Origin of the sequence: Panacagrimonas sp. (genome assembly GCF_965216805.1) — a bacterium.
Taxonomy (GTDB): domain Bacteria; phylum Pseudomonadota; class Gammaproteobacteria; order Nevskiales; family Nevskiaceae; genus Panacagrimonas.
Map to the genome: position 1 here is coordinate 1,332,135 of NZ_CBDCGN010000002.1, position 11,872 is coordinate 1,344,006.

Genomic DNA, 11,872 nt, shown 5'->3' on the forward strand with positions numbered 1-11,872 from the left:
CATGAACATGCCCCTGACACCGGAACAGCCCGCGGTGTGGCACGACCCGGCGCAGCACATCTTCAAGGTGTCGCGCCGCAGCTTCACCGACACCCAGGTGTTCCGCGACGAATACAACCGCATCTTCGACAAGTGCTGGCTGTACCTGGGCCACGAGTCCGAGCTGGTCAAGGCCGGCGACTTCGTGACCCGCATCGTGGCCAGGCGCAGCATCCTGTTCACGCGCGACGCGCAGAACAAGATCAATGCGTTCTTCAACGCCTGTCCGCACCGCGGCGCGCAGGTGTGCCGCGAGCGCAAGGGCAACGCCAAGTCGCACCAGTGCTTCTATCACGGCTGGGTGTTCGGAGCCGACGGCACGCTCAAGAGCCAGCCCGGCAGCGAATGCTATCCCGCCGACTTCAACGCTAACGGTGCCGGCAATCTGGTGCCGGTGCCGCGGCTCGATTCCTACCGCGGCTTCTGGTTCCTGTGCTTCGACAAGGGCGTACAGTCGCTGAGCGACTACCTCGCGAACGCCAAGGAGTGGATCGACATCATTGCCGACCAGTCCGAGGTTGGCATGACCCTGGTCGGCGGCACGCAGGAGTACCAGATCCGCGCGAACTGGAAGCTGCTGACCGAGAACAGCATCGACGGCTACCACGCCATCAACACGCACGCGACCTACGTCGATTACCTGAAGAACATGCAGGGCAGCATGAGCCCGGTGCCCTTCGACGGTACCGGCTACGATCTCGGCAACGGCCATGCGGTGATCGAGTACAAGGCACCCTGGGGCCGGCCGGTCGCGCAGTGGATTCCGCTGTGGGGCGAGGAAGGCAAGGTCGAATTGAACAAAGTGCGCGCGCGTCTGGTGGAGCGTTTCGGTGAGGCGCGCGCCGAGCGCATCGCCACGCTCAATCGCAACATGTTCATCTTCCCGAATCTGGTGATCAACGACATCATGGCGATCACCGTGCGCACCTACTTTCCGACCGCGCCGGACGCCATGCAGATCAGCGCCTGGGCGCTCGCACCGCAGGATGAAAGCGCCTGGGCGCGCAAGTTCCGGCTGTCCAATTTCCTCGAATTCCTCGGCCCCGGCGGCTTTGCCACGCCCGACGACGTGGAGGCGCTAGAGCAGTGCCAGCGCGGCTACGAGGCGATGAAGGAAGCGCCGTGGAACGACATGTCAAAGGGCATGATCAAGGACAAGGTCAACTACGACGACGAGCTGCAGATGCGCGTGTTCTGGACCGAGTGGCAGCGCCGCACGCGCGCCACCGCCGCGCTGCGGGAGGACGTCTGAGATGCGCGCAGAGGACGTGACCCGCGAGCAGGTCGAGGATTTCATGTTCCTCGAAGCCGAGATGCTCGACGAATGGCGGCTCAAGGAATGGCTGGGCCTGTTCACCGCCGACGGCAGCTATTACGTGCCGACCACGGACTCGGCGCCGAACGCCTCGCCCGATGATTCGCTGTTCTACGTCGCCGATGATCGTTTCAGGCTCGAACAGCGCGTGGAGCGCCTGCTCAAGCGCACCGCGCACGCCGAGTTCCCGAAGTCCAAGACCCGGCACCTGGTGAGCAATGTGCGCATCCGCGCGCGCAAGGATGACGAGCTGGACGTGGGTGCCGCCGTGCTGACCTATCGGACCAAGATGGGACTCACCGAGACCTATATTGGCAGCTACCGCTACCGCATCGCGGTGACGCCGGACGGCCTGCGCATCCGCGAGAAGCGCTGCATTCTCGACATGGATGGGCTCAAGCCCAATGGTCGCATCAGCATCATTCTCTGAGATCGCGATGAACGCCGCTGCCGAAACTCCCTTTCGCTACCGCCGCCTCGCCTACGTGGCGCTCAATGTCTCCGATCTTGCGCGCAGCACGGCGTACTACCGTGATCTGGTCGGACTTGCGGTCAGCGATGCGGCCGCCACCCACACTGCGCTGCGCTGCTCGCAGGATCATCACAACATGCTGCTGTATCCGGCCGCGCAGCCGGGACTCAAGCGCGTTGGATTCGAGCTGGAAAGCCGCAAGGATCTGGAGATTGCGCGCGACTACGTCGCAGGTCTCGGCCTGAAGATCGAGGAGATCGCGACCGAGGAGCTCAAGACGCTGCGCACCGTCGCGGGCTTTCGCTTCCACCTGCCCGGCAGCGGGCTGTGTCTCGAATACTTCGTGCAGATGATGCAGCTGGCGCAGCCGTTCACGCCGACCGTGACCAAGATCGAGCGGCTCGGGCACGTGGTCATCAACGTCGCCGACTTCGATCTGGCGATGGAATGGTTCACGCAGAAGCTCGGCTTCAAGGTCTCGGACTTCGTGCCGGGCTTCGCCGCCTTTCTGCGCGCGTTCCCGAATCCGCTGCATCACTCGTTCGCGATTCTCACCGGCAGCGACAACCATCTCAACCACGTCAACTTCATGGTCAAGGACATCGACGATGTCGGCGCCGCCATGAACCGCATGAAGAAGAACGAGGTGGAGATCGTGTTCGGTCCCGGCCGGCACCAGCCTTCGGAAAGCATCTTCCTGTACTTCCTCGACCCGGATCGCATGACCGTGGAATACAGCTTCGGCATGGAGACCTTCCCCGAGCACGGCGCCCGCGAGGCACGGTTGCTGGAACCGGCACCGGGCACCCTGGACACCTGGGGCAGCGTGCCGACGCCGGCGTTCGGCAAGGTCGGAACCATCGAAGGAGCGGCCGCTTGATCCGCCGATTCGAGACGCGCGTTGCGGTCGTGACCGGCGCAGGTCGCGGCATTGGCTACGCCTGCGCCGAGCGGTTGGCCTCGGAGGGCGCGAAGCTGGTGATCGGCGATCTGGATCAGGCGCAGGTCGATGCGGCCGTCGCGAAGCTCAAGGCCGATCACGGTGCCGACGCAATCGGCGTGGCCGGTGACCTTGCGCAGCAGGACGTGGCGGAACGCACCATCAAGGCCGCGACGCAGCACTTCGGCCGCCTCGACATCCTGGTCAACAACGCGGGCGGCGGAATTCTCAGACCGTTTCTGGAACACACGCCGGACACCCTGCGCGCGACCATCGACCGCAATCTCTGGACCTGCATCTGGTGCAGCTGGTACGCGCTGCCGATCATGAAAGCGCAGCAGTACGGACGCATCGTGAATCTCGGTGCCGACTCGGTGCGCAACGGCCTGTTCGATCACGCCGCCTACAACGCCGCCAAGGGCGGCATGCACGGCATGACCACCGGGCTGGCGCGCGAGTTCGCCAGGTGCGGCATTACGGTGAACACCGTCGCGCCCTGCGTGGTCGCCACGCCGCAGCTCGACGAGGTCGCCGCAAAGAATCCCGAACTGGTACGCAAGGTCACTGAAATCGTGCCCATGGGCCGGCCCGGAACCATGGAAGAAATCGCGTCGATGGTCGCCTATCTCGCCAGCGCGGAAGCCTCGTTCGTCACCGGTCAAGTCGTCAGTGTCAACGGCGGCACCACCATGCTTTGAAGAGTTCGAATGTCTATCTTTCATCCTTTGCTGCGCGCCGACGAAATCTTCGAAGACGAGATCAAGAACGCGATATTGCCGGACGGCACCAAGGTCGCGATCTACAATCTCAATGGCGCTTACTACGTCACCGACGACACCTGCACCCACGAGAACGCCTCTCTGTCCGAGGAAGGCATGATCGACGGCAGCCACGTCATCTGCGGCTGGCATTTCTGCGGATTCGATATCGCGACCGGGGCTGCGACGGCATCGCCCTGCAGCGAGCCGCTGAAGACCTACGCGATTCAGGTCATCGACGGTGTGATTCATGCCGGACTCTGACCTGCCGACGACGGGTGCAGTCGCCAAGCCACGCCGATCCCCGGATGTGGCGGGAAGCGTGCGCAGGCGGCGCACCCAGGCCGAACGTACTGACGAGACACGCGGTCGGGTGCTGGAGGCAGCCGTCGTGGTGCTGCGGCGCAAGGGCTATGCAGGCCTGCGCACCGACGAGGTGGCGCGCGTCGCCAAGGTGTCGCGCGGTGCCATGCAGTATCACTTCAAGACCAAGGACAGCCTGGTCCTGGCTACTGCACAACATCTGCTGCGTGACGTACTCGAACGCGGTCGCACCCGGGCTCAGGACGCACGCTATTGTGGCGATCCCATCGAAGGCGTCATCCAGGATGGCCTGGATTTCTTTCTCGGCCCCGACTTCGTGACCATCCTCGATCTGGTGCTCGCCGGCTCCAAGGACCGGGCGTTGCGCAAGCAGATCTACGCCTATACGCGCGACAGCCGTCTGGGCGTCGAGGCTGCTTGGCTGGACGTGCTGTGCGAATCCGGCCTGCCGCGCGTCAAGGCCGAGACGGTGCTGTGGCTCACCATCAGCGTGGTGCGCGGCTTTGCGGTACGCGCACTGTGGCAGCGCGACGATGCACGCTTTCGCGGCTTGCTGGACGAGTGGAAACTGATCCTCGCCGGCCACTTCAAGAACCTAAAGGGAGAGATGTCATGAGCCTGTGGCTCGACTTTGTCGGCTGCGAGATTCGCTGGGTGGAAACCCCGACCTTCGGCCGCATCCGTGTTGCCGAGGCCGGCCCCGGGGACGCTCCGGCCATCCTGTTCCAGCATGGCATCGGCGGCCACCTGGAGGCGTACAGCAAGAATCTGGTGGCGTTGTCCGACGAGTTCCGCTGCATCGCTTTCGACTATGTCGGGCATGCCATGTCCAACCGCAAGGCGATGGACTACACGCCATTGGCATTGGGCGAGCAGGTGATCGAGTTGATGGATGCGCTCGGGCTCAAGACCGCGCACCTGTCCGGCGAATCTCTTGGCGGCTGGGTCTCGGGCTACCTGGCGGTGCGCCACCCCGAGCGCCTCGGCCGCGTGATGCTCAATACCGGTGCCGGCATCCCCATCGTCAGCGCCAAGGGTCGGGCCGATCTGCTCGACCTGATGGAGCGATCAAAGAAGGCTGCGGGGGTGGCGCCGAACTTCGAGGCGGTCAAGCATCGTATCGAGTGGCTGATCCATCCGAACAACCATCATCTGGTGACGGACGAGTTGGTGAACCTGCGGTTGAAGTACTACCTCATGCCCGAAGGCCGCGAGGTGACGCCGATGGTCAACCGCATGCTGCCTCGCCACGACGAGTTCCTGATCCCGCTCGAACAGATCCGGCACGAAACTTTGCTGCTGTGGACGCGCGACAACCCGATTCACGATCTGGAATGCGCGCAGGCTGCGGTCAAGCGCATCACGAACGGGCGCCTGTACGTGATGGAGGCCGACGGTGCGCACTGGCCGCAGTACGAAGCACCGGAGGAATTCAACCGCGTCGCGCGCGCATTCTTCGCCGGGCGTCCTTACTGAAACGCGTGAGGCAGAGTGGTCCGCGCTGGCTCGCCGCGCCCGCTGGCGACGGGGCGCGATCCTGCGGCGCCGGCTCGCCTCCATCCCGGGGGGAGATTGCCGGGGTTTGGCCGGGCGTGGTCTGAACGCTTAGGCTTGCGCATCCTTCCCACCCCGATCCCCGACGACATGGACGCACTGGCCCAAGATCTGCTGGAAGTGCTGAGCCTGGAAACCCTGGAGTTGAATCTGTTCCGCGGCCCTTCGCGCAACCTCGGCGGCCGCAGCATGTACGGCGGACAGATTGTCGGCCAGGCGATGCTGGCCGCCAGTCGCACCGTGGAGGGACGGGCACCGCATTCGCTGCACGCCTACTTCCTGCTGCCGGGCGACATGGACCGGCCGGTGATCTACGAAGTGGATCGCCTGCGCGACGGCGGCTCGTTCTCTTCGCGGCGGGTGCAGGCGATCCAGCACGGGCGGCCGATCCTGTCGATGATGGCCTCGTTCCAGAAAGACGAAGAAGGATTCGAGCACCAGGTCAAGATGCCGGAGGTGCCCGCACCGGAGTCGCTCAAGTCCTGGCAGGAACTGGTGCAGGAATGGATCGGCCAGACCCCCGACATCACGCCCGAAGCGCGTGCCGCGCTGATGGCGGATTTCTTCATCGACTTTCGTCCGGTAGATCCGGTCAATCCGCTCAAACCATCGAAGCGCAGCACCCGCGGTGCGATGTGGTTCCGCGCCCGCACGCGCCTGCCGGACGATCCCTGGCTGCATCGCTGCGTGCTCGCCTACGCCAGCGACTGGGGCCTGTTGGGTGCTGCACTCAAGCCCTACGGCCGCCGCTGGTTCGAACGCAACATGATCGTCGCCAGCATCGATCACGCGCTGTGGTTTCATCGCCCCGCGCGCGCCGACGAGTGGCTGCTCTACGTCACCGACTCCAATACCGCGCAATCGGCGCGCGGGCTATCGCGCGGCATGATCTTCGACGCCAGCGGCCGGCTCATCGCCAGCGCCGCGCAGGAGGGGCTGATGCGCTGCGTGGAGGCACGCGAGCACTGGGAGCGCGAGATCGACGTCGAAGACGACGCCCAACCGTAAGTCCAGCGCGCCATGGAGAATCTCGAACTCCTGGCACAGTCGACATGGTTTGCGGGCCTGTCCGCGGCGGTGCGCGAGCGCGTCGCCGCGCAAATGGAGTTGCAGCACCTGCACAGCGGCGAGCTGCTCTACGCGCAGGGCGACGATCCCGACTATCTGTATCTGGTGGCGAGCGGCCGCCTGCGCGTCAGCGTCGGCGACAAGGTGCTGGGCTATGTCGCGCGCGGCGAACCGGTGGGCGAGATGGCGGTCATCGGCGGCGAGGCGCGCAGCTCCAGCGTCCATGCCCTGCGCGACACCGAACTGCTGCGCCTGCCGCGCGCCGCACTGCTGGCCTGGCTTGAGCAGGACGCGCCGGCGCTGATGAGCCTGACCCGGCTGATGCTCGGGCGTCTGCGCCAGTACCAGCATCAGTACCGGCCGCCGTCCACGCGCGGCCAGGGCGTGCTGGCGATCCTGCCCGCAGCCGATCCGATGCCGGTGCAGGTGCTGGCCGAAGCGCTGGTGCAAAGGCTGGGCGGCTGGCCGCAGGCGCGCCTGATCACCGCGGCGCACGTCGATGCCGCGCTCGGCGCCGGCGCAGCGCAGGCGGACTTCGATCACGGCTCCGCCTGCGAGCGTCTGCAGCACTGGCTCAACGGTCTGGAGCAGCGACATCGGTATCTGGTGCTGGCGGCGCACAGCGATCGCGATCACTGGGCGAAACGTTGTCTGCGTCAGGCCGACCGCGTGCTGGTGATGGCCGAATCCAGCGCGGCGCCGACGCGCTTGCCGGCGCTGGACGCGATTCCCGATGGCCGTTTGCTGGCGCCGGTGGAACTGGTGCTGCTGCGGCCCGAGGGCGATGCGTCGGCGCACACCCGCGAGTGGTGCCGCGTGACCGGCGCGCGCAATCACTACTTCGTACATCCCTGGGCGGAGGGCGAGCTGGCCTCGCTGGCACGCCAGATCACCGGTCGCGGCATCGGTCTGGTGTTGGGCGGCGGCGGTGCACGCGGCTTCGCGCATATCGGCCTGGTGCGCGCGCTGCACGAGCTGGAGATCCCGGTCGACATCACCGGCGGCACCAGCATGGGCGCGTTCGTGTCGGCGCTGCTGGCCTGCGGCTTCGATCCGGTGGAGATGACTCACGTCGCCCGCGAGACCTTCGTCAACAACAATTTCCTCAACGACTACACTCTGCCGCAGGTGTCGCTGATTCGCGGCCGCCGTTTCTTCAACCGTCTGATCGAGGTCTTTGGCGAACGGCGCATCGAGGAACTGCGCTGCAGTTATTACTGCATCTCCACCAATCTCACCTCGGGTGCCACCGTGGTCCACGACCACGGACTGCTGGCGGCCTGGGTCGGTACCAGCATGGCGGTGCCCGGGGTGGCGCCGCCGGTGGCCTGGGAGGGCGACCTGCTCTGCGATGGCGGCGTGGTCGACAATCTGCCGACGGACGTCATGCAGTCACTGGAGCGCGGTTCCATCATCGCCTGCAGCGTCAGCCAGGCGGGCGATATCCGCGCGCCCGGCCGCGGCCAGGGTGACCCCGAACCCGATGCCCTGCTGCGCTGGCGCGGCGAGGCCCTGCGCCCCAGCTTCAGCGAGATCCTGCTGCGCACGGCGACGCTCACCGCCGACACCCTGTTCCGCAAGGACGCGATCTCGCGCGCCGACGTGGACATCCACATGCCCGTCCAGGACGTCGGCATGTTCGCCTGGAAGCGTCTGGACGAACTGGTCGAGCGCGGCTACGACCACGCGCTGCGGGTGCTGGCGCCAGAGCGCGAGCGTTTGCTGCGGCTCTGAAGCAGTGCCCTCAGCGAAAGCGCGGTGCGCGTTTCTGCAGAAACGCCTGCACGCCTTCGTCGAACTCGGCGCGGCCGAGCAGGTCGCGCTGGCGCTGGTATTCGTAATCGAGCTGCTGCTCCAGATCGTTGGCGTCGGCCGCGCGAAACGCGGCGCGCAATTCTTGCGCGGCGTGGCGCGGGGTCTGTGCCAGCGATCGCGCCAGCGCATCGCTTTCCAACGCCAGTTGTGCATCGTCCACGCAGCGCCAGATCAGGCCCCAGCGCTCGGCGGCCTCGCTGGCGACGCGCTCACCGGTGAGTGCCACCGCCATCGCACGCGCCGGGCCCAGGCGGCGCAGCAGATGCCAGGTCGCGCCCAGGTCGGGCAGGATGCCCAGGCGCGGCATGAACGGAAACAGGAAATACGCCGAGCGCGCGGCGAGCACGATGTCGGCGCCCAGCGCCAGGCTCGCACCGGCGCCCGCTGCCGGACCGTTGACCGCGGCAACGACCGGAAACGGCAGCCGCTGCAAGGCCTGCACCAGCGGATTGATGACGACGCGCAACTGCTCGGCGCCGGCTTCGGCGCGCTCGGCCAACGTGGCGCCGCTGCTCACCGACAGGTCGGCGCCGGCACAAAATCCCTTGCCCGCGCCGGTGAGCACCATCGCGCCCACATCCTGGCGCGTCGCCAGCGATGCCAGCGCCGCATGCAGGTCCTGCAACAGTCCGGGCGCGAACGCATTGAGCGTGTGCGGGCGGTTCAAGGTCAGCCGGGCGATGCCGTCGGTGATGTCGAGCGCAACGTCGGTGAGGGTCATGAAAAATCCGTGATGGTGGCGGGCTGATCGATGGCGTTGATCGATGCCTGATTCAGGCAGGCTGCAGATCGTCGAGCGCGAAAGCCTGACCGAAACCCAGGTCCTGTGCACGCCCACGTAAGCGCTCGAGCAGGGCGGGATCGACTCCGCCCAGCGGGAGGAGGGTGCGCGCCAATTCAATCTGCTGTGACTTCGGCGCGCGTGCGGCCACCTCAAACAAGGGCTCCCACAACTCGCCGAGCAGCGCCGCGCGCGCCAGATCCTGCAGCGCCGGCGGCGGTAGATCGCCGGCAAAGCGCGCCACCGCATCGAGCATCGGGGCGTCCATGTAACGCACCAGCGGCAGCACGTCGCCCCACAGCGTGTCCTGTGTCGCCGCGGCCAGGATCGCGGGCAGTACCTGCGCGTCGTCGCGCAGGACCGGAAGGTTGACCACCTTGCGCTGGGACTCGGGCGACAGCAGCGAGATCACCGGCAGCAGGTCGCTCCACAGGCCCTGACGGTGCGTCAGCTCGACCACGGCATTGAGCACCTGCGTGTCCTGCGCCGCCGCCAGATCGCCCAGCTCGCGCTTGAGCGCGTAGCTCACATGCACGATCAGCGACAACACCTCCAGCAGCAGATCGCGCTGCGGGTCCACCGCCAGCAGCAACGCGCGGCGCAGACGCTCCGGCGGCAGCAGGCGCACCAGGTGATCCAGGCGGTTGCGCGACTCGACGAAGCAGGCGATGCGCAGCAGCACCTCGTCGTCATCCACGCGCGCCATCACCGCGGCGACGGCGTCGTCGCGCAGGTAGTCGACGAAGCGCCCGGCGGTGGGCCAGTCGCGGCGCGCGATCAACTCCATCGCCACCTCCACCAGAATCGCCACCGGGATCGCCTGGATCAGATCGTGCGCGCGCCGCGGGTCCAGTTCGCGACACACGTCGGCCAGGAAATGCGTAGGCAGGCGCACCGCCATGCGCGCGGCACGCCGTGCCGGCATCTCGCCGGCCAGACAAGCGGTCAACAGCGGTCCCGCCCAGCGCGCCAGCCAGGCCACCAGCATGATCGGCAGCGGTCGCAGCCAGCGCGCCAGGCGCAAAAGCAAGGGCCGGTCCAGCGCGTACCACAGGTCGAACACTGCCAACCGCAGACCGCGCAGGGTCTCTGCCGGCAGCGTCTGCAGATCGGGCAGGGAGGGTGCGGCCTCGCCGAGCAGGCGGTGCAGTTTCTCGGCTTCGGCGCGCGCAGCGAGACGGGTCACCGGCCCAGACCCCGCAGGAGCAGGGCTCGCAGCGGCCACGGCAGCACGCGGCGCAGATCGCGATCCAGCGTCGCGCGGCGCTGCTCGGTGGCCTGGGCGATGGCGGCGGACAGCGCAGCCCGCGGCTCTTCGCCGAGCGTGGCTAGCGGCCGCAGGTGTCCGACCGGTCGCTGCAGGCGTCGCTGCAGCAATGCCTTCGCGTGTTCCTCCGGTATGCCGGCCATGCGCCTCCCCCGTACAGGCAGGCGCCAGTGTAGCGATCCAGAGGTGCTAGCCGGGCTGCGCCGATCGCCCTGGCAGGACCTCGGCAGCCAGGCGCTGCATGCCGGTGCGGAAATACTCGAAGCGCTCCGACAGCCGGCGGAAAATGTCGCGTAGCCCGAACTGTTGCGCCTGTGCGGTGCCGGCGGCCTGCGCGAAGTGGCTGCGACCGAGGCGTCGATAGAACTCCATCGATACCGGCCGGCGCCGGTACTGGCGCCGGTGTTCGATCCAGGGTGCGCAGACGCCGGACAGGTACAGCGCGTAGTTGCCGATGTGCGCGTCGACCAGGAAACGCCGCTCCGGGCTGGCGTCCAGTCCTTCCTGCAGCAAGTCGGCGAAGTATTCGTACCGCGCCGCGTCTTCGCGCTGCAGACGATAGATGCGCTCGGTGTGGCTGAACAGGCCGAGAAGGTTGGCCAGGTAGTGGATGACGTTGCGTTCCAGGCGGTCGCGCGGACCAGGCAGGCTGTGACGCAGCATCACGTCGAAGAACAGGCGGGGCGAGACGTCCAGCACCTGGGTGTGCCGGTCCAGCAGCGCGCGTTGCACGAAGCGCGATTCCAGAATCGACTCCAGGGTGTTGGGCTGCTCGTGGACGCGACGGATCGCTTCCACCGCGTCGACACCCGGCACCGGGAAATGCTCGAACAGGAACAACAGATCCTTGTGCGCGAATGCGGCCGGATCCACCAGGGCAAAGTCGGGAGACTGCATGATTGAAACCTCCTTGCACATGACCTGTAACGTCTATGCAAAGTCTGGGCCTGTACACGCGTGCAAGCCAGCCAGCACTCGCCGCTGAGGGCTGCCAAACCGCCGTCGATCCGGTAGCCGTCGGTTCAGGCGCTCGCCGAGATCGCGTAGCGCCAGCCCATGGCGGTGAGCACGCCGATGGTCAGCACGCTGCGCAGCGCGAAATAACCGCCGACCGTGCCCAGGCTGCGTTCACGCCAGAAATCGGCAACCAGCAGCATCACGAAAGTCAGTGCGAGCACCGCCAGCGCGGGCGCGAACGGCAGTGCGGTGGAGAACCACGCGAGCAGCATCAGGGCCATGGCGATCAGCAGACCGGCCAAACCCGCGGCACCTTCGCAGGCGGGCAGGGCAAAGCCCCACAGCGAGCCGGCCATGAAAGCGGCGATCAGCGCGCAATAGCTCAGCCACACCGCGTCCATCCAGTCGGGAATGGTCTGCGGCGACAGGCTCAGCCACGCCGGCCCGAGAAAGAACGGGATCAGGCCGGCGTAGCCGATCAGGGACACCGGGGTGGGCAGGCGCATACGGCACTCCAGAATTCCGAGGCCGCATTCTGAACCCTCGCCGCAGTGACCTGCGATCTGTCGCAGCGGCGCCATG

At 66.6% G+C, this 11,872-nt stretch carries 14 protein-coding genes; 9 read left to right on the forward strand and 5 right to left on the reverse strand.

Annotated elements, in window-relative coordinates:
- Nucleotide 1: 1 nt before the first annotated feature.
- From ACOOHP_RS06470 to ACOOHP_RS06510, 9 genes are all read left to right on the forward strand, one after another.
- A complete protein-coding gene (locus ACOOHP_RS06470; protein WP_420465640.1) occupies nt 2–1,291 on the forward strand; it encodes an aromatic ring-hydroxylating oxygenase subunit alpha in 1,290 nt (429 codons plus the stop codon).
- 1 nt (nt 1,292) lies between these two features.
- Nucleotides 1,293–1,784 (forward strand): aromatic-ring-hydroxylating dioxygenase subunit beta, encoded by a 492-nt coding sequence (locus ACOOHP_RS06475; protein WP_420465641.1) that lies wholly within the window; start codon nt 1,293–1,295, stop codon nt 1,782–1,784.
- A gap of 7 nt (nt 1,785–1,791) precedes the next feature.
- Nucleotides 1,792–2,706, forward strand: coding sequence for a VOC family protein (locus ACOOHP_RS06480; RefSeq protein WP_420465642.1), 915 nt, complete (start codon nt 1,792–1,794; stop codon nt 2,704–2,706).
- Nucleotides 2,706–3,464: an SDR family NAD(P)-dependent oxidoreductase gene (locus tag ACOOHP_RS06485; RefSeq protein WP_420466953.1), complete on the forward strand. Its 759-nt coding sequence runs from the start codon at nt 2,706–2,708 to the stop codon at nt 3,462–3,464. Before ACOOHP_RS06480 ends, ACOOHP_RS06485 begins: the two co-directional genes overlap by 1 nt.
- A gap of 9 nt (nt 3,465–3,473) precedes the next feature.
- Complete coding sequence (locus ACOOHP_RS06490; RefSeq protein WP_420465643.1) at nt 3,474–3,788, forward strand: non-heme iron oxygenase ferredoxin subunit; 315 nt, start codon at nt 3,474–3,476, stop codon at nt 3,786–3,788.
- Nucleotides 3,775–4,464: a TetR/AcrR family transcriptional regulator gene (locus ACOOHP_RS06495; protein ID WP_420465644.1), complete on the forward strand. Its 690-nt coding sequence runs from the start codon at nt 3,775–3,777 to the stop codon at nt 4,462–4,464. The genes ACOOHP_RS06490 and ACOOHP_RS06495 overlap by 14 nt, the downstream gene beginning before the upstream one ends.
- Nucleotides 4,461–5,324: an alpha/beta fold hydrolase gene (locus tag ACOOHP_RS06500; RefSeq protein WP_420465645.1), complete on the forward strand. Its 864-nt coding sequence runs from the start codon at nt 4,461–4,463 to the stop codon at nt 5,322–5,324. Before ACOOHP_RS06495 ends, ACOOHP_RS06500 begins: the two co-directional genes overlap by 4 nt.
- A gap of 135 nt (nt 5,325–5,459) precedes the next feature.
- A complete protein-coding gene (locus tag ACOOHP_RS06505; protein WP_420465646.1) occupies nt 5,460–6,410 on the forward strand; it encodes an acyl-CoA thioesterase in 951 nt (316 codons plus the stop codon).
- 12 nt (nt 6,411–6,422) lie between these two features.
- The gene (locus tag ACOOHP_RS06510; protein WP_420465647.1) at nt 6,423–8,204 is read left to right on the forward strand and encodes a patatin-like phospholipase family protein; all 1,782 of its coding nucleotides are present in this window, start codon (nt 6,423–6,425) and stop codon (nt 8,202–8,204) included.
- Nucleotides 8,205–8,214: 10 nt separating this feature from the next.
- Here ACOOHP_RS06510 and ACOOHP_RS06515 read toward each other — a convergent pair whose 3' ends face one another.
- From ACOOHP_RS06515 to ACOOHP_RS06535, 5 genes are all read right to left on the reverse strand, one after another.
- Nucleotides 8,215–9,006, reverse strand: coding sequence for an enoyl-CoA hydratase-related protein (locus ACOOHP_RS06515; protein ID WP_420465648.1), 792 nt, complete (start codon nt 9,004–9,006; stop codon nt 8,215–8,217).
- 52 nt (nt 9,007–9,058) lie between these two features.
- Nucleotides 9,059–10,252: a hypothetical protein gene (locus tag ACOOHP_RS06520; RefSeq protein ID WP_420465649.1), complete on the reverse strand. Its 1,194-nt coding sequence runs from the start codon at nt 10,250–10,252 to the stop codon at nt 9,059–9,061.
- Nucleotides 10,249–10,476, reverse strand: a complete 228-nt coding sequence (locus ACOOHP_RS06525) for a hypothetical protein (protein WP_420465650.1) — start codon at nt 10,474–10,476, stop codon at nt 10,249–10,251. Before ACOOHP_RS06525 ends, ACOOHP_RS06520 begins: the two co-directional genes overlap by 4 nt.
- A 46-nt stretch (nt 10,477–10,522) precedes the next feature.
- Nucleotides 10,523–11,230 carry a hypothetical protein gene (locus ACOOHP_RS06530; protein ID WP_420465651.1) on the reverse strand — a complete coding sequence of 236 codons (708 nt, stop codon included), beginning with the start codon at nt 11,228–11,230 and terminating at the stop codon, nt 10,523–10,525.
- Nucleotides 11,231–11,355: 125 nt separating this feature from the next.
- Nucleotides 11,356–11,796 (reverse strand): DUF3429 domain-containing protein, encoded by a 441-nt coding sequence (locus ACOOHP_RS06535; protein ID WP_420465652.1) that lies wholly within the window; start codon nt 11,794–11,796, stop codon nt 11,356–11,358.
- Nucleotides 11,797–11,872: the final 76 nt, after the last annotated feature.

Bases quoted from the DNA above. Each gene is read 5' to 3' on its own strand.
- ACOOHP_RS06470 (WP_420465640.1), top strand. From the start codon at position 2: ATGAACATGCCCCTGACACCGGAACAGCCCGCGGTGTGGCACGACCCG.
- ACOOHP_RS06475 (WP_420465641.1), top strand. From the start codon at position 1,293: ATGCGCGCAGAGGACGTGACCCGCGAGCAGGTCGAGGATTTCATGTTC.
- ACOOHP_RS06480 (WP_420465642.1), top strand. From the start codon at position 1,792: ATGAACGCCGCTGCCGAAACTCCCTTTCGCTACCGCCGCCTCGCCTAC.
- ACOOHP_RS06490 (WP_420465643.1), top strand. From the start codon at position 3,474: ATGTCTATCTTTCATCCTTTGCTGCGCGCCGACGAAATCTTCGAAGAC.
- ACOOHP_RS06495 (WP_420465644.1), top strand. From the start codon at position 3,775: ATGCCGGACTCTGACCTGCCGACGACGGGTGCAGTCGCCAAGCCACGC.
- ACOOHP_RS06500 (WP_420465645.1), top strand. From the start codon at position 4,461: ATGAGCCTGTGGCTCGACTTTGTCGGCTGCGAGATTCGCTGGGTGGAA.
- ACOOHP_RS06510 (WP_420465647.1), top strand. From the start codon at position 6,423: ATGGAGAATCTCGAACTCCTGGCACAGTCGACATGGTTTGCGGGCCTG.
- ACOOHP_RS06515 (WP_420465648.1), bottom strand. From the start codon at position 9,006: ATGACCCTCACCGACGTTGCGCTCGACATCACCGACGGCATCGCCCGG.
- ACOOHP_RS06525 (WP_420465650.1), bottom strand. From the start codon at position 10,476: ATGGCCGGCATACCGGAGGAACACGCGAAGGCATTGCTGCAGCGACGC.
- ACOOHP_RS06530 (WP_420465651.1), bottom strand. From the start codon at position 11,230: ATGCAGTCTCCCGACTTTGCCCTGGTGGATCCGGCCGCATTCGCGCAC.
- ACOOHP_RS06535 (WP_420465652.1), bottom strand. From the start codon at position 11,796: ATGCGCCTGCCCACCCCGGTGTCCCTGATCGGCTACGCCGGCCTGATC.